Raw genomic sequence first — 23,062 nt, 5'->3', positions numbered from 1 at the left:
TGAACACCCTTAAATGCCTCTCTGGACATTTTTAAAAGGTACTATGAAATTGTGCATGTTTATAAATGAAGATGTATGATCTAATTCGGCAGTGCTTCATCTCTTTTTGCTAATCTCACGGGATAGCTATTAAAAAGAACGCCTGCTACTCATGAATAGTTACTGCGTCGGTCTTATCTACCTCTTCAAGCTTCACTACAATTCGTTCACTGCTGGAAGTCGGGATATTCTTCCCTACATAATCTGCTCGTATTGGCAATTCACGATGTCCTCTATCAACCAGTACGGCCATTTGAATGTGAGAAGGCCGGCCAATATCCATTACGGCATCGAGCGCTGCTCTTACCGTTCTCCCTGTATACAGCACATCATCTACTAAGACAACAACCTTATTCGTGATATCTACCGGTATGTCGGATCCCTTCACTTGCGGCTCCTGATTGATCGTTTTTATGGAAAGGTCATCTCGGTAAAGTGTGATATCTAAATCTCCAACCGGAATTTCCTGCCCTTCAATTTGTTTAATTCGTTCTGCCAGCCTCTTCGCTAAATAGATGCCTCTCGTTTTGATGCCAATCAGCACGCAGTTTTCGATCCCTTTATTCTTTTCTAAAATTTCGTGGGCCACCCGCGTAAGTGCGCGCCGGATGGCTTGCTCATCCATCACTATTGCTTTCTCCATTTCATCACCTCATACGTGAGTCGGTAGTGATAAAAAAATCCTCTCGCCACCAAGACGAGAGGACAGCTGTGCACAGCGGAGAAGAATACACTACTCCTCCAATTGTGCTATAATCCGCTACCTTCTCAGCCTCACGGGACTGTATTTAAAGGTCTTATTCAACTGCTTTAAGCTTACTGCTTCTTGTACACTTTGTCAATTGCTTTTCGACAATAACTTTAACAATTGCTTAAAATCTTCCGGGGCCGGTGCCTCAAATTCCATATATTCCTCCGTGCGCGGGTGAACAAAACCCAGCACTCCTGCGTGGAGCGCCTGACCGTCAATATTCAATGTTTTTCTAGGCCCATACTTCGGATCCCCTGCAAGCGGATAACCGATATATTTCATGTGCACCCGTATTTGATGTGTCCGTCCTGTCTCAAGCACACATTCCACGAGTGTAAAATCTTTAAAACGGTCGAGCACTCGAAAGTGTGTGACTGCTTCCTTTCCGCCGTTAACAATCGTCATACTTTGGCGATCCTTCGGGTCACGGCCAATCGGTGCATCGATTGTCCCATGATCATGCGGAATGATTCCATGAACGATTGCTTGATATTTTCGGGTAACAGATTTATCAACAAGCTGCTGTACAAGCCTCTCATGGGCGAGGTCATTCTTCGCCACCATTAATAAACCTGATGTATCTTTATCAATTCGATGCACAATACCTGGGCGCATTACCCCATTAATTCCGGATAAATCTTTGCAATGGGCCATCAAGCCATTGACAAGTGTACCTGTCAAGTGTCCAGGCGCCGGGTGAACGACCATACCGCGCGGTTTGTTCACTACAAGAACATCGGCATCTTCATAATAAATATCTAAAGGCATTTCCTCTGCTTCTACATCAAGCGGTTCAGGCTCAGGAATTTCAATCAGCAGCTCGTCACCCTCTGCACATTTATAATTTGATTTAACGGCCTGGCCATTCACTTTCACCAAGCCTTCCTTAATCCAGCCTTGGACTTGAGCACGCGACCACTCCTCACTCAGTCCTGCGGCAACTCTATCTACACGCATCTGGTCTTCTTCTGTGGAAACAACATGTTCAATGTGATCCATTCATCTTCCTCTTTTCCTTTTTATCTTCGATCAGCATAGCGGCCATTAATAGGATGACTCCAATTGTCAAGGAGGCATCAGCAATGTTAAAGATCGGGAAATCGTAACTAAAGATGTACGTATTTAAGAAATCAACAACTTCTTTGCGGAACAGCCGATCGATGAAATTCCCGATAGCTCCTCCGAGCAGGAAGGCCAGTGAGATCTTAATAAGCGGCTTGTCTTTAGCTTCTGTTTGCATATAATAAATAATTCCTGCGACGACAACTACGGTAATAATATAAAACAGCCAAAGCTGCCCTTCAAGCATCCCCCAGGCTGCTCCCCGATTACGGTGAGATGTAATATAGAAAAAGTCTCTCACTATTTCAATGCTCTCACCGATTTCCATACTTTTTACGATAAGCCACTTTGTCCACTGGTCCAGCAAAATAACCAGTAAAGCCAATAAATAATACAAAGGGATTCCTCCATTTTTATTCACTTATCTGTACATTTTAAACGAATACTATGTCTATTCTACCAAGTGTATAAGCCAGATGTAAAAGCAAAAAGCTGCCCTGAAGCAGCGTGTCGCTATCGACACCCTCAGGACAGCTTTGATTGCAAACTGTTGAACCGACTGTCTTACTGCACTGATTACACTTCTGTATAATGGTTAGACACAACATCCGCACAACGGGAGCATAGTGTTGGGTGTGCATCATTTTCACCGACGTCTGTCGAAACAATCCAGCAGCGCTCACATGTTTCGCCTTCTGCCTTTTCCACCACGACTGCGGCATGCTCGAATTTCAACGCATGCTCCGGTGCATCAGCAAGAGAGCCTCCTTGCTCAAAGCCGGAAATGATCAGAAGCTGCTTCACATCTTCTTCAATAGATTTAAGAAGTGCCTTTGTCTCCTCATCAGCATACAAAGTGACTTTTGCGGTCAGCGATTTTCCGATTACCTTTTCATTACGTGCTTCCTCAAGGGCTTTCAGTACATCATCGCGAAGCTTCATAAACTTGGTCCACTTCTCTTTCAAAGCTTCTGCTTCAGGCATTTCTTTTGGTTCCGGCATGTCCGTCAGCTGAACGCTCTCCTCTTCTACACCTGGAATGTACGCCCACACCTCGTCTGTTGTATGGGAAAGAATTGGAGAAAGAATCTTCGTTAAAGCAAGCAATGTTTCATAGAGCACCGTTTGAATGGCACGGCGATCCTGATGATTTTCCGGTTCGATGTACAAAATATCCTTCGCAAAATCCAGATAAAAGGCGCTAAGATCCACCGTACAGAAGTTGTTAACAGCATGATAAATGGCTGCAAATTCGTAGTTATCATAATAACGGTGCACGTCTTTCACTAATTCATTTAATTTTACAAGCATAAATTGGTCTACTTCACGCAGATTTCCGTAGGCTACCGCATCCCGCCCCGGTTCGAAGTCTGCAAGGTTACCAAGCAGGAAACGGAACGTGTTACGGATTTTCCGATACACTTCTGCTACTTGCTTAAGAATGTTGTCTGAAATACGCACATCAGCTTGGAAGTCAACAGAGGCTACCCATAAACGCAAGATATCCGCACCAAGCTGCTTCATGACTTTAGCTGGAATCACCACATTTCCAAGTGACTTACTCATTTTGCGTCCTTCACCGTCCAGAGCAAACCCATGGCTTAAGACTCCCTTATATGGCGCCTTTCCGGTTACAGCCACTCCAGTTGTTAAAGAAGAGTTGAACCAGCCCCGGTATTGGTCAGAGCCTTCTAAATATAAATCAGCCGGACGAACGAGATCATCACGTTCTTCTAAAACCGCCTGGTGGGAAGAGCCGGAATCAAACCATACATCCATAATATCCATTTCTTTCGTGAATTGGCCGTTCGGGCTTCCAGGATGTGTAAACCCTTCTGGCAGAAGATCTTTTGCTTCCCGTTCAAACCAAATATTAGAGCCATGCTCACGGAACAAGTTGGAAATATGGGCAATCGTTTCATCAGTGATGATCGGCTCATTATTTTCTGCATAGAATACCGGAATCGGTACCCCCCAGGCACGCTGACGAGAAATACACCAATCTCCTCGGTCACGCACCATGTTAAATAGACGTATTTCTCCCCAGGCCGGCACCCATTTCGTTTCCTTGACTGCCTCAAGAAGGTCGTCACGGAACTTATCAATAGAAGCAAACCATTGAGCGGTTGCACGGAAAATAACCGGCTTCTTCGTCCGCCAATCATGCGGGTAAGAATGTGTAAAGAATTCCAGCTTCAGTAAAGCTCCTGCCTCTTCCAGCTTTTCTGTGATCGGCTTATTAGCGCTGTCGTAGAATAACCCTTCGAATCCAGGAGCCTCCTCCGTCATAACTCCACGGTCATTAACTGGGCAAAGAACATCTAATCCATATTTCTTGCCGACAACAAAGTCATCTTCCCCGTGTCCTGGCGCTGTATGAACACAGCCCGTACCGGAATCTGTTGTTACATGCTCTCCAAGCATGACTAGTGATTCGCGGTCATAAAGCGGATGCTTCGCTGTTACATATTCAAGCTCAGCGCCTTTTACCTTTCTCACAATTTCAGGCGACTCCCATCCTACTTTAGCCGCTACTTCTTCTACCAGCTCTTCTACAATGACATACTGTTCATCATTCGCAGCTACAACTGCATACGTCAAATCTGGATGCACGGAGATCCCGAGATTGGCTGGAATTGTCCAAGGAGTTGTTGTCCAGATAACAATCTTTGTTCCCTCTTCAAGCACACCTTTTCCGTCTTTTACGTCAAAGGCAACGTAAATAGAAGGAGAGCGCTTGTCCTTATATTCAATCTCCGCTTCAGCTAAAGCAGATTCACTGGAAGGAGACCAGTACACCGGACGCTGTCCTTTGTAAATGTATCCCTTCTTGGCCATTTCACCGAATACTTTAATTTGCTCGGCTTCGTATTCTTTCTTCAGTGTAATATAAGGGTTTTCCCAATCCCCCCGCACACCTAAGCGCTTAAACTGCTCCTTTTGGCCGGCAATCTGCTCATAAGCGTATTCTTCACACAGCTTGCGGAACTCAGCAACCGTCATCTCCTTACGGTTAACCCCTTTATTGGTCAGCGCCTGTTCGATAGGCAAGCCATGTGTATCCCAACCTGGCACGTAAGGCGCATGGTAGCCGCTCATTGACTTATATCGAACAATGAAATCCTTTAAAATTTTGTTCATGGCGTGTCCCATATGAATATCACCATTGGCATACGGAGGACCGTCATGCAGCACAAACATCGGCCGGCCTTTCGTCCGTTCCTGCACCTTTTGGTAGATGTTTATTTCATTCCACTTTTCCTGCATCGCCGGTTCACGCTTCGGCAAATTGCCTCGCATTGGAAACTCAGTTTTTGGCATTAGCAATGTATCTTTGTATTCCATCATAGCTCCTCCTTGATTACGTATCTTTATAACCATTCATAGACAAAACAAAAAACCTTCCCATCCCTAAAAAAGGGACGAGAAGGTTTTCCCGCGGTACCACCCTGATTAACATAGCAACGCCATGTTCACTTAAGCATTCGTATCGTGAATGACCCGCTCTTCTCTAGTAGGATCCCGTTCGAAAAGAGCGCTCCAGGGTGATCTTCCATTTTTCGCCTCTGCCGGGCTTTCACCATTCCCCGACTCGCTTAAACAGCTAAAAAATGTACTGTCCCTATCATCGCGTTGTCACTATTCGCCTTATAATGTTTCAATTATATGAATTGCCCGCTTATTCGTCAAGCTCACGCTTCCGTTTTCGAAAGATCTGATTCAGATAGCCGCTGGATTTCCGTGTTATCCACTTCAAACTCCATTAGCTTGTCCCAATCATCATTGTTGAGCAGCTCAAGCTGTGCTTCCATCAGGAGCTTCAAACGAGCGCGAAGAACCTTAGACTGCTTCTTTAAATCCTCAACCTCAATCGCCACTTTTCTGGCTTTTGTGAGCGATTCATTGACGATGCGGTCCGCATTCTTCTCTGCCTCTTTTACAATCAATTGAGCTTCCTTATAAGCGTTTTTCTTTACTTCTTCGCCAGATTCCTGTGCAACCGAAATCGACTTGTTCAGCGCTTCTTCAATACTGGTAAAGTGATTCAGCCGTTCCTCCTGAAGCTTAAGCCGTTCCTCAAGCTCTTTCTTCTCTCTAATAAGCAGCTCATAATCCTTAATAATCTGGTTTAAAAAGCTGTTAACCTCATCTTCATCATAGCCGCGAAATCCACGGCTGAACTCTTTATTATATATATCTAACGGCGTTAAAGGCATAAGCCCACCTCCACTGCAAATCTCTAATGAACAAAAGTTTATATATTAACGCTTCCTATTATAAAGGTTTTTCTACGGTTTGTGGTAATAATCCTTGCATTTTTCCTTATTTATTTCAAGATTCCTAAAGAAATGCGCCATTTTTCTTTTTTTGTCTTTCCTTCTAAACGAAGCAGCTTGGCTCTTCCTGCTCCTCGAACAGACAATACATCCCCTTCTGCACATTCAAAAGCTGGGTTCTCTATTTGCTTCCAATTAACTTTAACCAGCCCGCTCCTCACCCATGTCTGCGCTTTCTGTCTGGACTGGTTTGTGAAAGCGGATATAACGGCATCCAGCCGAAGGGAGCTCACCGTGCAGCTCATTTCTTTCCAGTCCTCCTGTTTCGCCGCCACCTTATGGAAAGGCTGCTTGCTCAGCGTAACATTTATTTTTCCAACCTGGGTCAAATGCAGTTCTATGTAGTTGTCTATTTCCTGAGCCGCAAAAAATTGGACTCTATTTTGACTGAGGATAATATCGCCAAATTTCCCGCGACGCAGCCCCAGGCCCATTAGGTTCCCAAGCACGTGCGGGTGAGAAAGCGACACAAACTTTTCGGGATAATGAATCTCAAATAATACAACGGAGAAATCACTTTCTTCAGGTATGAAATAATCTGGATAAATCAAGGCTCTTTTTCTTTCTGCTTCTGCAGTTCCTCCGAAGAAAGATACCGCTGTTTCACCTTGTGCTCCAATTAGTGAGCGGATAATTTCCTGTTCTCTCGGGTCAAGAAAATCCGTTAGCTTTGGTGCATACCTTTCTTCTACTTCTCTTTTCCACTCAAGCACTTGATCAATAAATTCTTTCTCTTCCGGCCGGAAGTGCTGATAAATGGATGACATGCTTTGCCCTCCTTGTTATTATCATTCTGCCCTAAAAAGCAAAAAAGGAAGCTTGCGGCTCCCTTTCTTTCATGAAGCTTATTAAATTGCCCACTGCGCTATCTGGGCCAGTCCTCTTGTTGCTAAATTTAGTACGATGAAAGCAACAATTGGAGAAATGTCAATCATTCCAAGCGGCGGAATGATCTTTCTGAACGGGTCCAAGTAGGGCTCACAGATCCTAGCCAAAAAACGGCCAATTGATGTCTCACGCGCATTCGGAAACCAGGACATCAAAATGTAGATGATGAGCGCCCATGAATATAGGTTAATAAGTTGCATCAATACTACAATAATAAATTCCATACTGCTTATGGCCACCTCGTATTGTCAATATCGTCTTCCGCTAAAAATTGAGTAATGCTTCCATCGACCTCTACATTCTCAGGTGTACAAAGAAAAATTTTCGGGCCGAGCTGCTGAATTTCTCCTCCAACGGCGTATACCGTACCGCTCAAAAAGTCAATAACTCTTTTAGCTTGGTCATGCTGAATTCTCTGCAGATTAATAATCACTGCTTTTTTGTACTTCAGATGATCAGCAATTTCTTGCGCTTCTGCGAATACCCGGGGTTCACTGAGAATGACCTTTGAGCTTGAGGATTTTTGCACACTTTTTAAACTAACAACGTTCTTTTTTGCTGTTTGAGAATGCGGTACCTGTTCCATTTCAGGCGCCTCGGCCTCTTCCATGAGCTGATAGTCATCGTCATCTAAAAGAAAAAGAGATTTAAACTTAGACTTGATTCCCATCACATCACCTCCCCGGTTTATTCACCTACAAGGGCAGTACCGATTCTTACCATCGTTGCACCTTCTTCTATGGCGATTGAGTAATCATTGCTCATGCCCATAGAGAGCTCTGCGCACGGTGCATAAGACAGATCCAGCTTTTGCACTTCTTCTTGAAGCTGCTTGAGCTTGCGGAAACAGCCTCTAAGTACCTCTTCGTCATCTGTTAAAGGAGCCATTGTCATAAGTCCGTTTACAGTGATCCGATCATACTGAGCCAGCTGTTGAATAAAGGGAATCACTTCCTCTGGAGATATCCCATGCTTAGATTCTTCTCCTGACACATTCACCTGCACAAGACAGTTAATCGGCTGTTCTGCCCGCTTGTGAATTTCCTTTGCCAGCGAGAGGCGATCAAGTGAATGAATATAGGAAACTTTACCAACGATGTTTTTCACCTTTCTTGACTGCAGCGTTCCAATAAAATGCCAAACCGGCTTGTCTCCCAGGTTGTTCCATTTCTCAAGGAGTCCTTCATCCCTGTTTTCTCCAAAATGACGCAGACCTGCTTCTAATGCTTCTTGCGCTCTTTCTGTCGATACATATTTCGTTACAGCAATGACGGTTACTTCTTCGGCTTGTCTGCCTGCTCTCTCGCAAGCCGCCTCGATTTGTTGTTTTACATTTTGCCATTTATCTGCTACTTTCATGAAGTTACACTTTCTCCTTCCAGCCAATGAATCCAATCATTCTTCCAGTTTTGCCTTGGTCACGGCGATGGGAAAAAAATTCTGGGCTGCAGCTTGTACAATAATTTGTTGAACGGATACTCTTCTTTGGTATGCCCGCTTTCTGCAAAATCATTTCATTAAGCTTCTGCAGTGAAAGCAAAAATTGACCTTCTTCTTTGGAAACTGGTGTGAAGGGCGGCTCGTTGCCGCTAATCCAGCGCCGAGCCCCTTCAATTACGCGTTCATCCACCTGATAGCATTGTTCACAAATCGAAGGCCCGATAACTGCTTCAATCTCTTCAGGGTTAATGCCCTCTTTTTCCCACTGCTTTACCATATTCCATCCGATGCCGAGAACAGTTCCCTTCCATCCAGCATGGGCTGTTCCAATCCTCTTGTGCTTTCGAGATAAAAAGTAAAGAGGCACACAATCAGCATAACAAAGCGTCAGTAAAAGTCCAGGATCCTCCGTATACAACCCATCGGTATCCGGCAGGCTTGTATCATAATTAAGAGCCCCCTTGCCGGCATCCTGCTTTGTTACATGAGCGATCCGGTTTCCGTGTGTTTGACAAGCACCAACCCATTGATCGGTCGAAAAATCAAGAAGACGGCCAATCGTTTTCCGGTTCGCGCGCACATCCTCCGGTCGATCCTTCACATGAAACCCTGTGTTCAAGGTTTCAAAGACTCCTGTGCTTTGTCCCCCATGCTTTGTTGAAAAGCCGGCTACAAGTCCAGGAATGTCTTCATGCCAGTCTTGTATGACATAAAAACTGTTATGTTTAGAAACAAAAGGTTCTGTCATGTCCCTACTCCCGAATATTTTCTTATAGTGTAACACAATTAAGCAAAAAACGTCACTGAAAAACAAATTATTCCTCTTTCGCATTCCTTTCTGCGGGAAGTGGAGGTCCTGCATAACGCACGAGAATAACATCTTCACCAATCTTGACGATTTGTGTCCAAGGAATAATAATTTCTTCTTCTTTCCCAAAGAGGCCGAGGAACTTACCTGAACGGCTAATAACGATGGAGTCAATCGTTCCGGAATGCAGATTCAAATGAATATCAGAAATATTCCCTAGTTTCTTACCGTTGGCAACGTTCACAATATCCTTCATCTGAAATTCAGATATTCTTCCCAATGTGATGCCTCCTTTATCACCTCGATACCGATACCATAATATATGCGAAAATAAAAAAATAAGACTCTTCACGTGTTCTGCCATGAAGAGTCTGTTCTAATTAATTAATATTCTTATTCATTTGTTTAATAGCTGCTTTCTCAAGTCTGGAAACCTGAGCCTGGGAAATCCCGATCTCATCGGCGACCTCCATTTGTGTTTTTCCTTGGAAGAAACGCTTTTTAATAATCATTTTTTCACGATCATTTAGCCGCTTTAATCCTTCCTTTAGAGAGATCTCTTCAATCCAGTCTGTATCTTTATGACTGTCATCGCTTAACTGGTCCATGACAAAAATCGGATCTCCTCCATCATTATAGATGGGCTCGAACAAAGATACAGGATCCTGAATAGCATCTAAAGCAAACACAACCTCTTCTTTAGGTACATCAAGCTCTTTGCTAATCTCTTCAGCTGTAGGCTCTTTAGAAGTTTCTGCTATCAGCCTCTCTCTTACCTGCAAGGCCTTATAAGCAATATCTCTTAATGAGCGTGATACCCTGATAGGGTTATTGTCCCGCAGATAACGGCGGATCTCCCCAATAATCATGGGTACTGCATATGTAGAAAAACGCACATTATGGCTTAAATCAAAATTATCTACTGATTTCATTAAACCAATACAGCCTACTTGAAATAAATCATCTACATATTCACCGCGATTGTTAAACCGTTGAATAACACTTAAAACAAGCCTTAAGTTTCCATTCACCAGCTTTTCTCTTGCACTCAGTTCTCCTTTTTGCAGACGCTCAAACAAGTCACGCATCTCTTCATTCTTTAACACTGGGAGTTTCGAAGTATCTACACCGCATATTTCCACTTTATTACGCGCCATTATGAAAATCCCCCTCCTCGCAGGAACTGCTGTACACAAACAGTATCTCCTATGAGCAGAAAACTATGCATGACCTGAAAGGTATGACATCCTGCCTCGCTTATAGACGGGTAAAAGCCGGCTCACGGCCCTTCTCCATAAAAAAATCTGTTCCATCAGCAGCAATGCTTGGAACAGATTCTTTATCGTGCATTATTTACACCATTTTATTAAATTCCTTCTGCAAACGCTGGATAATTCTTTTTTCAAGCCGGGAGATATAAGACTGAGAGATGCCTAGCAAATCAGCTACATCCTTCTGCGTTTTTTCTTTCTCCCCTCTTAGCCCAAAGCGAAGCTCCATAATTTGCTTTTCTCTATCAGACAGATGCTCCATCGCTTGAAACAGCAGCTTCCGATCTACACCTGCTTCAATATCCTTTGTAATGATATCATCATCTGTTCCCAATACATCTGACAACAGAAGTTCATTGCCATCCCAGTCAACATTCAATGGTTCATCCAGCGACACTTCAGATCGTATTTTATTGCTGCGGCGCAAATGCATAAGAATCTCGTTCTCGATACATCTAGAAGCATATGTTGCAAGCTTAATTTTCTTTTCGGGATTGAATGTATTAACCGCTTTAATAAGCCCAATTGTTCCGATGCTAATTAAGTCTTCAATATTGATGCCCGTGTTTTCGAACTTTCTGGCAATATACACGACAAGGCGAAGGTTTCTTTCTATCAAGAGTGCTCGGGCTGCCTGGTCACCTTTTGGCAGCTTTGTCAGCAGCTTCTCCTCTTCCTCTCTTGAAAGTGGAGGAGGAAGAGCTTCACTGCCGCCGATGTAATAGATTTCATCTGTCTTCAATTTTAGCTTGATCAGCAGCTTGTACCAGTAATAAGTGAATTTTAACCGCCATTTTTTCATAAAACAGCCCCCCTTAATAATAAAAATAAATAGATCCTATTCATTTTTTATGAAACCTCTTCATACGATAAAGGCAATGCCATTTTAGGATGCAAAATGCAGGAAAACTGATCATCAGAGGAGAGCCTCATCGTCGTAAAGCTGACCACCCCTTTTGAGACGACTGTGGTTTTCACTCCATTGCTTATTTCAAGGAAATCAGGCTTAAATGCAGGCAACAGCTGATGAGACTTTCCAACAGACTGAGCAGGAATTAACCGCATTTTCTCAAGCCATTCCTCTGGAAGCTCTTTCTCTTGAAAAAGCAATACTTCAGGATTCTCTGCGGCTTCTAAAATCTGTGCGGGCAGCTGATCCTCCAGGCCGTTAACAGAAACTAGCATAACAGGTGCCTTTGATATAGGGTCATACAGCTGGTTTCCTGTATCTACTAAGCCCTTTAGCAGAAACTCCTGTTCATTGATCCTTATTTTAACGTGAAGAAGCTGATCATGCTGGAGCCTGGCCGTTTCAAACTCATCTGCCCTTCCCTTCGCAAAATAGAAAGCGATCGGCAGGCCAAACATAACAAAAAGCCAGCTGACAGGGTCTCCAAAGCCTTTTAGCTCTGCTAAAAACACAGCAGATTCCATTTGCATGTCAAACTGAATAAAATAATGAATGCCTAAAAGTAAACCGCCTGTTAAAAAAGTCGAAAAATAAAAGGCTGCCAAGTGAACAAGAAAATATTTCCACCTCTTGAATCCAAACGCAGCTAAAACCATCAATACAGACAACATGATCTTTGCCACAGGATGCCCGGCTTCCTCTGCTATTGGCGTTACCATCAGCCAAATACTTGCCGAACCAATCAATCCCCCTGCGGCTAGCCGATACCATTTTACGGATTTTTTCAAAAAAATAGCAGCTATCCACAACAGCAATGCATCAGCAAACCAATTTAAGAGCCATAGTGCATCCAGATAGACAACCACACCATCCCTCCCTTTTCTCTCTATTAGATTCAATATGGAGTTTGATTAAAAGTATATAGGTGAATGAAAAAGAAGTGTGTCACAATCTAGAAGAGAAACGGAACAAGTTTTCACAGATATGTTCGTTTTTTGTCAAACGAAAAAGCCCCCTCTTTCAACTACAAACGGGAACAAATGTTTCCAAACAACAAAAAAAAGAGACTGTTCAATAGAACAGTCCTCGACACTGTATAAATGGTACGCTACTTATCTATTAGCGGCGTCTATTTCTATTTCTCAAGAACGTTGGAATGTCGAGTGTATCCTCGACCGGCTGAGACGGCTGTGCCGGTGGTGCTTCATGATGGGATGGCTCTTCATTCCTATAATCACGTCTTTGCGGGGAAGTAGGATAAGGTTGATTTTGTTGTGGTTGTGGCTGTTGCTGCTGTTGCTGCGTCTGTTGCTTCATTTGTCCGAATCCAGGGCGGAATTGCTTCGTTTGCTGCAACGTGGACTCAGAGAAGCCAGTAGCAATAACTGTTACCACAATTTCATCCTTTAAGTCTTCATTAATAACGGAACCAAAAATCATGTTCACTTCTTGGTCAGATGCAGAAGCTACAATGTCAGCTGCTTCCTGTACTTCATAAAGACTTAAGCTGGAACCTCCAGTGATGTTCATCAGTACCCCTTGTGCCCCATCAATAGATGTTTCAAGTAATGGGCTGGAAATTGCTTTCTTCGCTGCTTCAGCTGCACGATTTTCGCCGGAAGCTACACCGATACCCATTAATGCAGACCCTTTATTAGACATAATTGTTTTCACATCGGCAAAGTCAAGGTTGATTAATCCAGGAACAGCAATCAAGTCAGAAATACCTTGTACACCTTGTCGAAGGACGTTATCTGCTTCTCTGAACGCTTCAAGCATTGGTGTACTCTTATCTACGATTTCAAGCAAACGGTCATTCGGAATAACGATTAGCGTATCAACAGATGCTTTCATCGTTTCGATTCCGCCTGCTGCCTGAGTCGCACGCTTACGGCCTTCAAAAGTAAACGGACGCGTAACAACGCCGACCGTTAAAGCGCCAAGATCTTTTGCGATTTGAGCGATGACCGGCGCAGCTCCCGTACCTGTTCCACCACCCATACCGGCGGTAACAAATACCATATCTGCTCCGCGAAGTGCTTCTTCAATTTGTTCCTTGCTCTCTTCGGCAGCTTTTTTTCCTACCTCTGGATTTGCACCCGCACCGAGTCCGCGAGTTAATTTTGAGCCAATTTGCATTTTTACTTCTGCTTTTGATAAGTTCAGCGCTTGGGCATCTGTATTTACAGCGATAAACTCTACCCCTTGCACACCGTGCTCGATCATACGGTTTACAGCATTGTTTCCGCCGCCGCCTACGCCAATGACTTTTATCGTCGCTAATGAATCTAAATTAGTATCAAACTCCAACATGACAGATCCTCCTAATTCGTCGTTATTCCTCTACGATGACTTATTCTTCAAAAAAGTAACCGAAAAACTTTTTCATTTTTGAACTCAATTTTTGTTCCTGCTTCTTCTCAGGCTTTTGTTTCTCCGATGGTGCCGCTTCCTGGGCGCGCGCCTCAGCTATCGAGACCGGCTCCTGGACAGCACTTACCTTTCGGCCTTGCAGCTTTGCATTTTTGTAGGCGTATTTGATTAATCCAACCCCAGCCGTATATTGCGGTTCTCTAACGCCTATATAGTCTGGAACAGCTGAACGGACCCGGCTTTGGAAAACTTCCTGAGCCAGCTCTAAAATACCTGGAAGACTGGACGTTCCTCCTGTCAATACAAAACCGCCTGGTACGTCATGAATTCCCTGGCTCTTCAACTCATCGAGGACCATTTCAAATAATTCTTCAAGCCTTGCTTCAATAATATCAGAAACCTCAAGTTGACTAAACTGTTGATGTTGATCACTGCCGATAATTGGAACGCTGAACACTTCCTCTTCAGAAGCAAGATCATAAAAAGCGTGTCCATGCTTAAGTTTAATTTCTTCTGAATCCTCGGTAGTTGTTCTTAATCCAATCGACAGATCTTTCGTGATATGGTCTCCGCCGATAGGGAAAACAGCCGCTGCTTTAATATGCCCCTGGTTAAAATAAGCAACAGTTGTTGAACCGCCCCCAATGTCGACAAGCACCGTACCAAGATTCTTTTCGTCCTTTGATAATGCAATTTCTCCCGCCGCAAGCGGCTGGAAAACGATTTCGGTAATTTCAAGACCCGCTCGCTCTACACAACGCAATGTATTATGTAAGAAAGTTTTCGATCCTGTAACGATAATTCCTTCCATTTCTAAACGCACACCGATCATGCCGCGGGGATCGGTAATTTCATCAAGTCCATCAACGATAAACTGCTTGGGAATGACATTGATGATTTCACGGTCTGGAGGAATGGACATTACTTGCGACGCATCAATAACTCTCCCTACGTCCACGTCTGTAATTTCACGGTTCTCACTAGATACAGCTACCACTCCGTTGCATGGCTGCAAAAGTGCATGATTGCCGGCGATGCCTACAACTACTTTCTTAATCTCAATGCCAACCATTCTTTCTGCCTGTTCAATTGCCTTTTTTATGGAATAAACGGTTTCGTCTATATCAACAACAGAACCTTTACGAATTCCTTTCGATTTCACATTCCCAACACCGATAATATTTATGGAATCACTATCCATTTCACCAATTACTACTTTAATCGCGGATGTACCGATGTCAAGGCTTACCAATACTTCATTGCTGTTCATTCCTTGGCACCTCCTCTAACTCAACGACTCGTCCGAACAACAATACTTTGTTTCCAATTAAATGATTTATAGAAACATTCGTCATTTTCAACTTAATTCCCTCTTAAATTTTCATATTTTTTATAAACTTGCCTTTTTCATAGATAGTTCAGCCACCTGCGCAGATTGAATATCTGTCTTGAAGAAAGAATGGCTATTTACAAGTCTACACTAAGTTATCAGCCTAGAAAAGCGATTTAATTAGAGAGTTTTTAAGAAACGGCTTTTGCCGTTAAAAAATCAAGCGAAGCTTTCCAAATAAGCAGGAAAAGACAGAATCAATGTTCTGGCGGGGCTTCTTCCGTCATTTCATCCCTCTCGGAAGGATAAGCTCGGAAATAAGAGCCTACCTGCAAATCAATAATCCCTTTTACGTCAGGATCAAGCTGACTAGCAATTTCAGGGTAATAGACCATCTTCTCCGAAAAAGTCTTAAGATTGGCAGAAACCTCAAATCCATCGTTCATAAACAGCTGGATTCGAAGGTTATCATTCTTCTTCGGGACATAATAAATTTCTGAAATGGCATTCCGTACTTCTGGAGGGAGTTCCTCTAAGGAAGTCATCATCCTGTCTAGCACCTTGCCGGCCTCAAAATTATGCAAAATTGGCAATTGCTCAAGAGGACCGCCTGTTGCTTCCTTGATTATGGCCCCGTTGTTAAGGACAGGATATAACGTTTCTCCATCAGAAAGATAAGCCATCTTTCTCTGTTCTGTCACCGAGATATTCAACCTATTCGGGAAGCCAATGGATATATCCGCTTCTTGAATCCTTTCATCCTGCTCGAGCTTCTTCTCCGCTTGCTTCAGGCTCGATTCCCAAATTCCTTGGTTCTCCTTTAATCCGCTTTTCTCCAATACCTCTACTGTAGGTATCAGCTCATTTCCCTCTACTTTAATAGAATGAATCTTGCTTAGCGGAGACTGAAAATAAATAATCACAAGGATGATTAAAAAAAATAAAGAGATAATAAAGATGAGACGGCGATTCGTCTTTCTCTTTCTCAGCTTCTTCAGCTTTGGAATCCTGTCTTCAATAGAGACCATGTTCTCTCTTTCCATGCCTTTTCCTCCCGGTTCAACGGTCTGCATAAGAAAATCATAAGGAAGACGACATGTCAGCCCATGCCGCAGATTCTCACCTATGATACTTATTGTAAAGCAGTCAGAAAAAGGATAAAAGGATAAACATAAAAAAATTCTTTCTTTATCCCTTTTTTTGAGCTGCTAATTCAAGCATGACTTTAAATAATCTGTCTGAAGCATCTTTGATGCCCAATTCAGAGGCAGCCGCCTTCATATGTTTCCATTCCTCGCTTAATAGCACTTGATCCAGTTTTTCAAGCAGCGTATCAGGCGTCAGCTCTTTCTCAACGAGCATAACCGCTGCCCCATGCTCTGTTAATGAGGAAGCATTTTTCTCTTGATGGTTATTCGTTACATACGGGCTTGGCACTAGTATGCTGGGTATGCCTAAAGCTGTCAGCTCCGCCAACGTTGTCGCACCTGCTCGTGAAACAACGAGGTCACATTCCACCAATACTTCCGGCATATTGTAGATAAATGGGGCTACTGCCACATTTGCCGGCTTGCCAGCGGCATCCAATTCTTTTTGAACATTTTCGAAATGGACATCACCTGTAATGTAGAGAATCTGGTATGGCTTGGAAGCTAGCTTGGGGACGGCTTTAATAACCGCCTCATTAATGGGACGAGCTCCCCTGCTTCCCCCGAATATAAGAACAGTTTTCTTGTCCTTGGATAACCCAAAGGATTGAAGTGCATTAGATGGCTGAGCATTAGCTACCTCTGACGCTCGCGGATTCCCTGTCAAAACCACTTTCTCCTGCGGGAAGAACTGTCTTGCTTCCTCAAAGCAGATAGCCACTTGATCCACATATCTGCTTAAAAACTTATTAGTCAATCCCGGTACACTGTTTTGTTCATGGATAACGGTTGGGATCCCCAGCTTTGCCGCCGCGTACACAACCGGGCCGCATACATAGCCTCCTGTACCGATAACCGCATCGGGCTTGAATTCCTTCAGCAGCTTTTTACACCTTCTTACGCCCTTCAAAAACCTTGTAACCGTCTTCACATTCTCCATTGAGATAGACCTTTTAAACCCTGTAATTTCAATGGAGCGAAAAGGAATTTTCTCTCTTCTAACCAAATCCGACTCCAGGCCTTTTTCTGTCCCAATATATAGAAAGGAAGTGTCTGGATGCTTTTCTTTAATTGTCCGTATAAGAGCAAGAGCCGGATAAATATGTCCGCCAGTTCCTCCTCCACTGACAACGATCTTCATATGTTTTCACCCCATCAAATTGATCTCTGTCTCATCATGTATGCCGGCTTTTACTCTAACAAGCCAGTCAGCTCTTGTGTTTGAACAAAGCCTTTGTTCATATGATATGTGTCGTTGAGCGAAGAGTTCGCCATCTTCTTCTCAACAATCAAGCTATTGCTCTATCATACTATACTTTCCCATTATATAAATATAGCTTGTCTTTCTTAAAAAGAAAATGAAAAAATATAACAAGTTTGCTTCAATTACTATACTATCATGCTTCGTTATCGTTGTGTCTGTCTTCTGCATACCAACCGTTTCATCACCAGCAGAAAAAGATTCCATAAAACAAAAGAGAAACCTAAAAATAGGTTTCTTCTTTGACTTGCAAAAATTGAATGTTCATTTACTGCAAGCTGGCAAGCAGGTATCCCTGCTCTCCTCAATGACGGGAATAACGGCTAATATTAAGTAAAATCCCAAATGCCGCCAGCATAAGTGTCAACGAAGAGCCCCCATAACTTAGAAAAGGGAGAGTAATCCCAGTAACAGGCATCAGACCAATAACTACGCCAATATTGATTGTCACTTGAATAGCAGCCATGGATACAATGCCGGCAGCTAGGAAGCTGCCAAACAAATCAGGTGCTCCGAGCGCAATACGGATACCCCTCCACAGAAGTAAAGCAAATAACAGAAGAAGGAGGGCTCCGCCGACAAATCCAAGCTCTTCTGCCAAAATAGCAAAGATAAAATCTGTTTGCGGTTCAGGCAGGTAATAATACTTCTGCCGACTCCCTCCAATTCCTAACCCAAATAATCCGCCTGGACCAATAGCGTACAGCGACTGAATGATTTGGAAGCCGCTCCCCAGTGGATCCGACCAGGGGTCAAGGAAGGAGGTGATGCGTTTAATCCTGTAAGGAGCAGACAAAACCAGCGCCGCAAAGCCTGCCAGGCCAAGAAACCCAAGCATCACGAAATGGCGGATCCGGGCACCAGAGATAAATGTCATAACTAAACACGTGCCGACCATAACTGTGCCAGTTCCAAGGTCAGGCTGCAGCATAATAAGAGCGAATGGCGTAAACACAAGAGCTAATACAGGAAGAAGCCCGCTCTTAAATGAGATGATCTTCTTTTGGTTCTCCGCCAAGTAACCTGCAAGAAACAAAATCATAGCAAGCTTCATAAATTCAGAAGGCTGGATAGAAAAAGCTCCTGCACCAATCCAGCTTTGCGAGCCGTTTCTTACCATACCGATGCCGGGAATCAAGACAAGAATCAGCAGAACAAAACAGACAATAATGACTGTTTTAGAAAAGCGGCGCCACGTCCAATACTCCACGTTCATAATCAGCGTCATAGCAATCAAGCCTACAATGGCGAACAGAAGCTGTCTTTTTGCAAAGAAGAAAGCATCGTTAAACCTGTATTGAGCCCAAACTTCGCTCGCACTGTATACCATTGTTACACCAATTGCCAGCAGGGAAAGAATAAGGAACAGCAGCACATAATCAGGAGCAAATTTTTTTGCAGACAATAGCATACACCTCTAAGGACAAGAGTCAAAGCTTGTCTGAAAACATTCGCTCAACAAGACAAGCTCTTATTTCAATGTATGCACTGCCTCGATAAATATATCTCCACGCTGTTCAAAAGTTTTGTACTGATCCCAGCTCGCGCACGCAGGAGACAATAAAATGACGTCTCCTTCTGACGAATGCTTATAGGCAGACTGAACAGCCTGCTGCATATTCTCTGTTTTCACGACTATTTGTACGCCGGCTTTGCGGGCTGTCTCTTCTAGTTTATCTGCCGTCTCGCCAAATGTAATGAGTGCCTTAACATTGCTCATGTAAGGGATTAAATCATCAAATCCATTCCCTCTGTCCAATCCACCAGCCAGGAGAACAATCGGGCTTTCGAAAGCATTTAAAGCACTTTTCGTAGCCAATGTGTTTGTGGCTTTAGAATCATTGTAGAACCTTCTGCCGTTCCACTCTCGAACAAATTGAGTACGATGCCTTACTCCCTCAAAAGTGGTCAGCACCTGCCGAATCGCTTCATTTGATACGCCCGACAGCTTAACCGCTGATACGGCAGCCAGAATATTCTCAAGGTTATGAGCTCCAGGCAGCACAATCTCTTGGAGAGAAATAATCGCTTCGTCCCGGAAATACACCATCCCCTCCTTTACACAGGCTCCTGATTCTGCAGATTGTACAGTAGAGAATGGGACGATGGTCGCTTTCGTAGAGGACGCGAGTTCCATTAAGTGCTGCTGATCAGCATTAACGATGAAATAGTCCTCCTCAGTCTGGTTTTTCGTAATATTAAGCTTCGCTTTAGCGTATTCTTCCTTGGTTCCATGATAATCAAGATGGGCATCATACAAGTTGGTGATTACGGCAATGCGGGGACGAAACTGATCGATTCCCAGCAGTTGAAAGGATGATAGCTCGATTACTACATGATCATCCTCTTCTGCTGTCTGAACCACTTCAGAAGCTACCTCACCAATGTTCCCAGCAAGAATCGCCTTCCTTTCGTCAGCTTGAATCATCTTATGGATCAACGTTGTTGTCGTTGTTTTCCCATTTGTGCCTGTAATACCGATAAAGGGTGCTTCGGAAATCAAATAAGCAAGCTCCACTTCTGTCAGCACCGGGATGCCCCGATCAACCGCCCCACTCACAATCGGATTGTGATAAGGAATACCTGGGTTTTTAACAATCCATTCAAACCCTTCATCCAGAAGCTCAATAGGGTGACTGCCGCAAATAACCGTAATCCCTTGCTCAAGCAAATGCTGTGCTTCAGGGTTTTCATTCAACGGCTTATAGTCATTCACAGTGACAAACGCCCCAAGCTTATGCAAAAGTAGCGCCGCACTGACACCGCTCTTAGCAAGACCAAGAACTAAAACTTTTTTGTGTTGAAATGTAGTAATTGTTTTCATTTACATCCACGCTCCGATATAAATTCCAGCTGCAGCACAAAGGACTCCAGCTGTCCAAAAAGTTACGACTACCCGCCATTCCGACCAGCCGCCTAACTCAAAATGATGATGAAGCGGGCTCATGCGGAACACACGTTTTCCTGTTGTCTTGAAGGAAATTACTTGAATAATAACAGATAAGGTCTCTGCCACAAAGACTGCTCCAATAATAAGCAGGAGAAGCTCTGACTTCGTTAGGATGGAAATCGCCGCAATGGCTCCTCCTAAAGCAAGCGAGCCGGTGTCCCCCATAAATACTTTAGCTGGATGGGCATTAAATACTAAGAACCCTAGTACAGCGCCCACAACAGCAAAGGAAAAGATGGCTGTTTCCGTTAATCCCTGGCTCCAGGCCAGTACGGCAAATGCCCCGAAGGCAATTGCAGCTGTCCCTGATACGAGACCGTCTAATCCGTCTGTCAAGTTAACGGCATTAGAAAAGCCAACGAGCCAAAACACAATAAATAAAGGATACAAGAAGCCTATGTCAAAGGTCCAGCCAACCAACGGTAATGTCAGCTCTGTGGATAAATCGCTTCGAATGTAAATGATGTAGAATAGAACCGATATAATCACCTGTCCAGCAAGTTTCTGCTTTGATGTCAAGCCCAGGTTGCGCTTCATAACAACTTTAATGAAATCATCTAAAAAGCCCAATAAACCGAACCCTACTGTCGTAAGCAGGAGCAGGATCGTTTCAGTTCCGATTTCCGCATACATTTGAATCATGAAAACAGAAGTAATCAGAATAGCCGTTAAGAATACAAGCCCACCCATTGTCGGCGTTCCTGATTTCTGCTGATGGGACTCCGGTCCTTCTTCCCGAATACTCTGGCCGAACTTCAGTCTCCTTAAGAAAGGAATGAACAACGGGGCAAGCACGACCGTAATAAAAAACGCTATAAACATTGTTAAAAAAATATCTCTCTCCAGCATTTTACTTCTCCTCTTCCTTACGGGCAGCTAATGCTTCTTTAGCTGCTATCCGATCATCAAAATCAAGCACCTTATCACCGACAATTTGGTATGTTTCATGTCCCTTTCCTGCAATAACTACCGTATCCCCGGGTTTAGCCCGTCCAACAGCATAAAAAATTGCTTCTTTTCTATCCTGAATAGTCGTGTACGCTTGGCCCTTAGCCCCGGCTTCCATGTCTTTCAAAATGGAGAGCGGATCCTCACTGCGCGGATTGTCCGATGTAAATATAGCTTGATCCGAATAATCACAGGCCGCTTTAGCCATTAGCGGCCGCTTGGTCCGGTCGCGGTCACCGCCGCATCCTATAACGGTTAAAACCTCGCCTTTTGTGATCGGCTGTACTGTTTGAAGCACGTTAACAAGGCTATCAGGTGTATGGGCGTAATCCACAACTACAAGTATGCCCTGCTCATTCGGCACAAGCTCAAACCTTCCAGCCACTCCGCTAATCTTCCCGACCGCCTTTACAGCCGTGTCTAAGGTCACTCCTGAAGCATGAGCAGCGGACAGAGCTGCCAGTACGTTGTACACATTGAATTTTCCAGCAAGCTTTGTTTTAACCTTTTTTACGCCGCCTGGATAAATCACATCAAATGCTGTTCCTTCTGAGGTCAACTGAATGTTTTCTGCCCGGAACATGGCTTCTTTTTCAATTCCATATGTAACAATATGAGCAGCCGTTTCTTTCTTGTAAAAAGAAGAAGCCTCTTCATCCGCATTTAATACTGCAAATTTAGGACGGCTCGCTTGATACGTATTGCCAAGCTGGGCAAATAATAAGCCTTTTGCCCTCCTATATTCTTCCATTGTTTTATGGTAGTCAAGGTGATCCTGAGTCAAGTTGGTGAATACCGCCACATCATAATCACAGCCCCATACTCTTCCTTCAACAAGGGAATGAGAGGATACCTCCATCACAGCAGCGGTAACATGACGGTCCTTCATTTGCTTAAAAGTCTTTTGCAAAGTCAAGCTTTCTGGTGTTGTATTTTTCGTTTCAATGACTTCCTCACCGATTTTCATATACATTGTGCCAATCAAACCAGTAGTCTCACCAGCTTCTCTGTATATTTCCTCTAAAAGGTGGCTTGTCGTTGTTTTTCCATTTGTTCCTGTAATACCAATCAGCTTCATCTGGGCAGTCGGTGACTGATAAAAATGATCAGCCAGCACCGCCATCGCCCGCTTTGTTTCCTCTACAAGTATGACTGGCGCCCCCTTTACATCAACCGGCCGTTCAGCCAGCACGGCTCTTGCTCCATTATTGACCGCCTCCTGGGCTACTGAATGGCCATCAAAGGTATAGCCTTTAATGCAAATAAACAAAGCCCCTTCTGCGACGCGGCGATGATCATTTTCTAATGAAAGAATATCAGGGTTCGCTTCATAGGATAATGTATAAAAAGGGAGGGCCCTTAATAAGTCTGATAGGTTCAAAGTGCTTCATCCTTTCTGTTTCTGTTGATTATGTATATTCTACCAATAAAGTTCTTTACTATTTTAACAAAAAACAAATGATGCGACTCTTCAAAAGCTGCCTAGATGGATTTATTCTTTTCGTTTTTGCTCATTCAGTCACAACGACCATATTATCATAAATTC

General features: G+C 43.7%; 22 protein-coding genes and 1 other annotated feature. All 22 genes read right to left on the bottom strand.

Going from position 1 to position 23,062, the window contains the following annotated elements:
* Nucleotides 1–145 precede the first annotated feature (145 nt).
* The 22 genes from pyrR to QY97_RS00725 all read right to left on the bottom strand — a co-directional run bounded on the left by pyrR (nt 146) and on the right by QY97_RS00725 (nt 22,897).
* The gene (pyrR, locus tag QY97_RS00830; protein ID WP_039232013.1) at nt 146–682 is read right to left on the bottom strand and encodes a bifunctional pyr operon transcriptional regulator/uracil phosphoribosyltransferase PyrR; all 537 of its coding nucleotides are present in this window, start codon (nt 680–682) and stop codon (nt 146–148) included.
* Nucleotides 683–877: 195 nt separating this feature from the next.
* A complete protein-coding gene (locus tag QY97_RS00825; RefSeq protein WP_408606231.1) occupies nt 878–1,747 on the bottom strand; it encodes an RluA family pseudouridine synthase in 870 nt (289 codons plus the stop codon).
* A 28-nt stretch (nt 1,748–1,775) separates the two neighbouring features.
* Nucleotides 1,776–2,249, bottom strand: coding sequence for a signal peptidase II (gene lspA, locus QY97_RS00820; protein ID WP_039232005.1), 474 nt, complete (start codon nt 2,247–2,249; stop codon nt 1,776–1,778).
* A gap of 179 nt (nt 2,250–2,428) precedes the next feature.
* Nucleotides 2,429–5,197, bottom strand: coding sequence for an isoleucine--tRNA ligase (gene ileS, locus QY97_RS00815; RefSeq protein ID WP_039232002.1), 2,769 nt, complete (start codon nt 5,195–5,197; stop codon nt 2,429–2,431).
* Between the two features lie 70 nt (nt 5,198–5,267).
* Nucleotides 5,268–5,490: a binding site (T-box leader), on the bottom strand.
* 54 nt (nt 5,491–5,544) lie between these two features.
* Entirely contained in the window at nt 5,545–6,069 is a 525-nt protein-coding gene (locus QY97_RS00810; RefSeq protein WP_039231999.1) for a DivIVA domain-containing protein, read from the bottom strand.
* Nucleotides 6,070–6,179: 110 nt separating this feature from the next.
* A complete protein-coding gene (locus QY97_RS00805; RefSeq protein ID WP_039231996.1) occupies nt 6,180–6,956 on the bottom strand; it encodes a YlmH family RNA-binding protein in 777 nt (258 codons plus the stop codon).
* Between the two features lie 81 nt (nt 6,957–7,037).
* Nucleotides 7,038–7,301, bottom strand: coding sequence for a YggT family protein (locus QY97_RS00800; RefSeq protein ID WP_039231993.1), 264 nt, complete (start codon nt 7,299–7,301; stop codon nt 7,038–7,040).
* 5 nt (nt 7,302–7,306) lie between these two features.
* Nucleotides 7,307–7,747 carry a cell division protein SepF gene (locus tag QY97_RS00795; protein ID WP_039231992.1) on the bottom strand — a complete coding sequence of 147 codons (441 nt, stop codon included), beginning with the start codon at nt 7,745–7,747 and terminating at the stop codon, nt 7,307–7,309.
* 17 nt (nt 7,748–7,764) lie between these two features.
* Nucleotides 7,765–8,436, bottom strand: a complete 672-nt coding sequence (locus QY97_RS00790) for a YggS family pyridoxal phosphate-dependent enzyme (RefSeq protein WP_039231990.1) — start codon at nt 8,434–8,436, stop codon at nt 7,765–7,767.
* A 4-nt stretch (nt 8,437–8,440) separates the two neighbouring features.
* Entirely contained in the window at nt 8,441–9,265 is an 825-nt protein-coding gene (gene pgeF, locus QY97_RS00785) for a peptidoglycan editing factor PgeF (protein WP_039231988.1), read from the bottom strand.
* A 67-nt stretch (nt 9,266–9,332) separates the two neighbouring features.
* The gene (locus QY97_RS00780) at nt 9,333–9,605 is read right to left on the bottom strand and encodes a YlmC/YmxH family sporulation protein (protein ID WP_046128472.1); all 273 of its coding nucleotides are present in this window, start codon (nt 9,603–9,605) and stop codon (nt 9,333–9,335) included.
* Nucleotides 9,606–9,705: 100 nt separating this feature from the next.
* Nucleotides 9,706–10,482: an RNA polymerase sporulation sigma factor SigG gene (sigG, locus tag QY97_RS00775; RefSeq protein ID WP_039231987.1), complete on the bottom strand. Its 777-nt coding sequence runs from the start codon at nt 10,480–10,482 to the stop codon at nt 9,706–9,708.
* A 196-nt stretch (nt 10,483–10,678) separates the two neighbouring features.
* A complete protein-coding gene (gene sigE, locus QY97_RS00770; protein ID WP_039231984.1) occupies nt 10,679–11,398 on the bottom strand; it encodes an RNA polymerase sporulation sigma factor SigE in 720 nt (239 codons plus the stop codon).
* 47 nt (nt 11,399–11,445) lie between these two features.
* Entirely contained in the window at nt 11,446–12,372 is a 927-nt protein-coding gene (spoIIGA, locus tag QY97_RS00765; RefSeq protein ID WP_039231982.1) for a sigma-E processing peptidase SpoIIGA, read from the bottom strand.
* Between the two features lie 253 nt (nt 12,373–12,625).
* The gene (gene ftsZ, locus QY97_RS00760; protein WP_039231977.1) at nt 12,626–13,819 is read right to left on the bottom strand and encodes a cell division protein FtsZ; all 1,194 of its coding nucleotides are present in this window, start codon (nt 13,817–13,819) and stop codon (nt 12,626–12,628) included.
* 40 nt (nt 13,820–13,859) lie between these two features.
* Nucleotides 13,860–15,149, bottom strand: a complete 1,290-nt coding sequence (gene ftsA / locus QY97_RS00755) for a cell division protein FtsA (protein ID WP_039231976.1) — start codon at nt 15,147–15,149, stop codon at nt 13,860–13,862.
* Nucleotides 15,150–15,466: 317 nt separating this feature from the next.
* Nucleotides 15,467–16,252, bottom strand: coding sequence for a cell division protein FtsQ/DivIB (locus tag QY97_RS00750; RefSeq protein WP_039231973.1), 786 nt, complete (start codon nt 16,250–16,252; stop codon nt 15,467–15,469).
* Between the two features lie 145 nt (nt 16,253–16,397).
* The gene (gene murG / locus QY97_RS00745) at nt 16,398–17,498 is read right to left on the bottom strand and encodes an undecaprenyldiphospho-muramoylpentapeptide beta-N-acetylglucosaminyltransferase (protein ID WP_039231970.1); all 1,101 of its coding nucleotides are present in this window, start codon (nt 17,496–17,498) and stop codon (nt 16,398–16,400) included.
* Between the two features lie 424 nt (nt 17,499–17,922).
* Nucleotides 17,923–19,023 (bottom strand): stage V sporulation protein E, encoded by a 1,101-nt coding sequence (gene spoVE, locus QY97_RS00740; protein ID WP_099098518.1) that lies wholly within the window; start codon nt 19,021–19,023, stop codon nt 17,923–17,925.
* 66 nt (nt 19,024–19,089) lie between these two features.
* Nucleotides 19,090–20,442, bottom strand: coding sequence for a UDP-N-acetylmuramoyl-L-alanine--D-glutamate ligase (murD, locus tag QY97_RS00735; RefSeq protein WP_039231964.1), 1,353 nt, complete (start codon nt 20,440–20,442; stop codon nt 19,090–19,092).
* The gene (mraY, locus tag QY97_RS00730) at nt 20,443–21,417 is read right to left on the bottom strand and encodes a phospho-N-acetylmuramoyl-pentapeptide-transferase (protein WP_039231961.1); all 975 of its coding nucleotides are present in this window, start codon (nt 21,415–21,417) and stop codon (nt 20,443–20,445) included.
* Between the two features lies 1 nt (nt 21,418).
* Nucleotides 21,419–22,897, bottom strand: a complete 1,479-nt coding sequence (locus QY97_RS00725) for a UDP-N-acetylmuramoyl-L-alanyl-D-glutamate--2,6-diaminopimelate ligase (RefSeq protein ID WP_039231958.1) — start codon at nt 22,895–22,897, stop codon at nt 21,419–21,421.
* Nucleotides 22,898–23,062: the final 165 nt, after the last annotated feature.

The sequence above is a fragment of the Bacillus thermotolerans genome (assembly GCF_000812025.2).
GTDB classification, from domain to species: Bacteria; Bacillota; Bacilli; order Bacillales; family Domibacillaceae; genus Quasibacillus; species Quasibacillus thermotolerans.
Note: the sequence above shows the minus strand (reverse complement) of the source record. Positions and strands in the feature narration are given on the sequence as shown.

Coding starts and splice junctions, on each gene's coding strand:
- pgeF (WP_039231988.1), bottom strand. CDS start 9,265: ATGACAGAACCTTTTGTTTCTAAACATAACAGTTTTTATGTCATACAA.
- QY97_RS00750 (WP_039231973.1), bottom strand. CDS start 16,252: ATGGAAAGAGAGAACATGGTCTCTATTGAAGACAGGATTCCAAAGCTG.
- QY97_RS00805 (WP_039231996.1), bottom strand. CDS start 6,956: ATGTCATCCATTTATCAGCACTTCCGGCCGGAAGAGAAAGAATTTATT.
- pyrR (WP_039232013.1), bottom strand. CDS start 682: ATGGAGAAAGCAATAGTGATGGATGAGCAAGCCATCCGGCGCGCACTT.
- ileS (WP_039232002.1), bottom strand. CDS start 5,197: ATGGAATACAAAGATACATTGCTAATGCCAAAAACTGAGTTTCCAATG.
- QY97_RS00790 (WP_039231990.1), bottom strand. CDS start 8,436: ATGAAAGTAGCAGATAAATGGCAAAATGTAAAACAACAAATCGAGGCG.
- murD (WP_039231964.1), bottom strand. CDS start 20,442: ATGAAAACAATTACTACATTTCAACACAAAAAAGTTTTAGTTCTTGGT.
- QY97_RS00810 (WP_039231999.1), bottom strand. CDS start 6,069: ATGCCTTTAACGCCGTTAGATATATATAATAAAGAGTTCAGCCGTGGA.
- sigG (WP_039231987.1), bottom strand. CDS start 10,482: ATGGCGCGTAATAAAGTGGAAATATGCGGTGTAGATACTTCGAAACTC.
- murG (WP_039231970.1), bottom strand. CDS start 17,498: ATGAAGATCGTTGTCAGTGGAGGAGGAACTGGCGGACATATTTATCCG.
- QY97_RS00800 (WP_039231993.1), bottom strand. CDS start 7,301: ATGGAATTTATTATTGTAGTATTGATGCAACTTATTAACCTATATTCA.
- ftsA (WP_039231976.1), bottom strand. CDS start 15,149: ATGAACAGCAATGAAGTATTGGTAAGCCTTGACATCGGTACATCCGCG.
- QY97_RS00795 (WP_039231992.1), bottom strand. CDS start 7,747: ATGGGAATCAAGTCTAAGTTTAAATCTCTTTTTCTTTTAGATGACGAT.
- ftsZ (WP_039231977.1), bottom strand. CDS start 13,819: ATGTTGGAGTTTGATACTAATTTAGATTCATTAGCGACGATAAAAGTC.
- QY97_RS00825 (WP_408606231.1), bottom strand. CDS start 1,747: ATGCGTGTAGATAGAGTTGCCGCAGGACTGAGTGAGGAGTGGTCGCGT.
- mraY (WP_039231961.1), bottom strand. CDS start 21,417: ATGCTGGAGAGAGATATTTTTTTAACAATGTTTATAGCGTTTTTTATT.
- sigE (WP_039231984.1), bottom strand. CDS start 11,398: ATGAAAAAATGGCGGTTAAAATTCACTTATTACTGGTACAAGCTGCTG.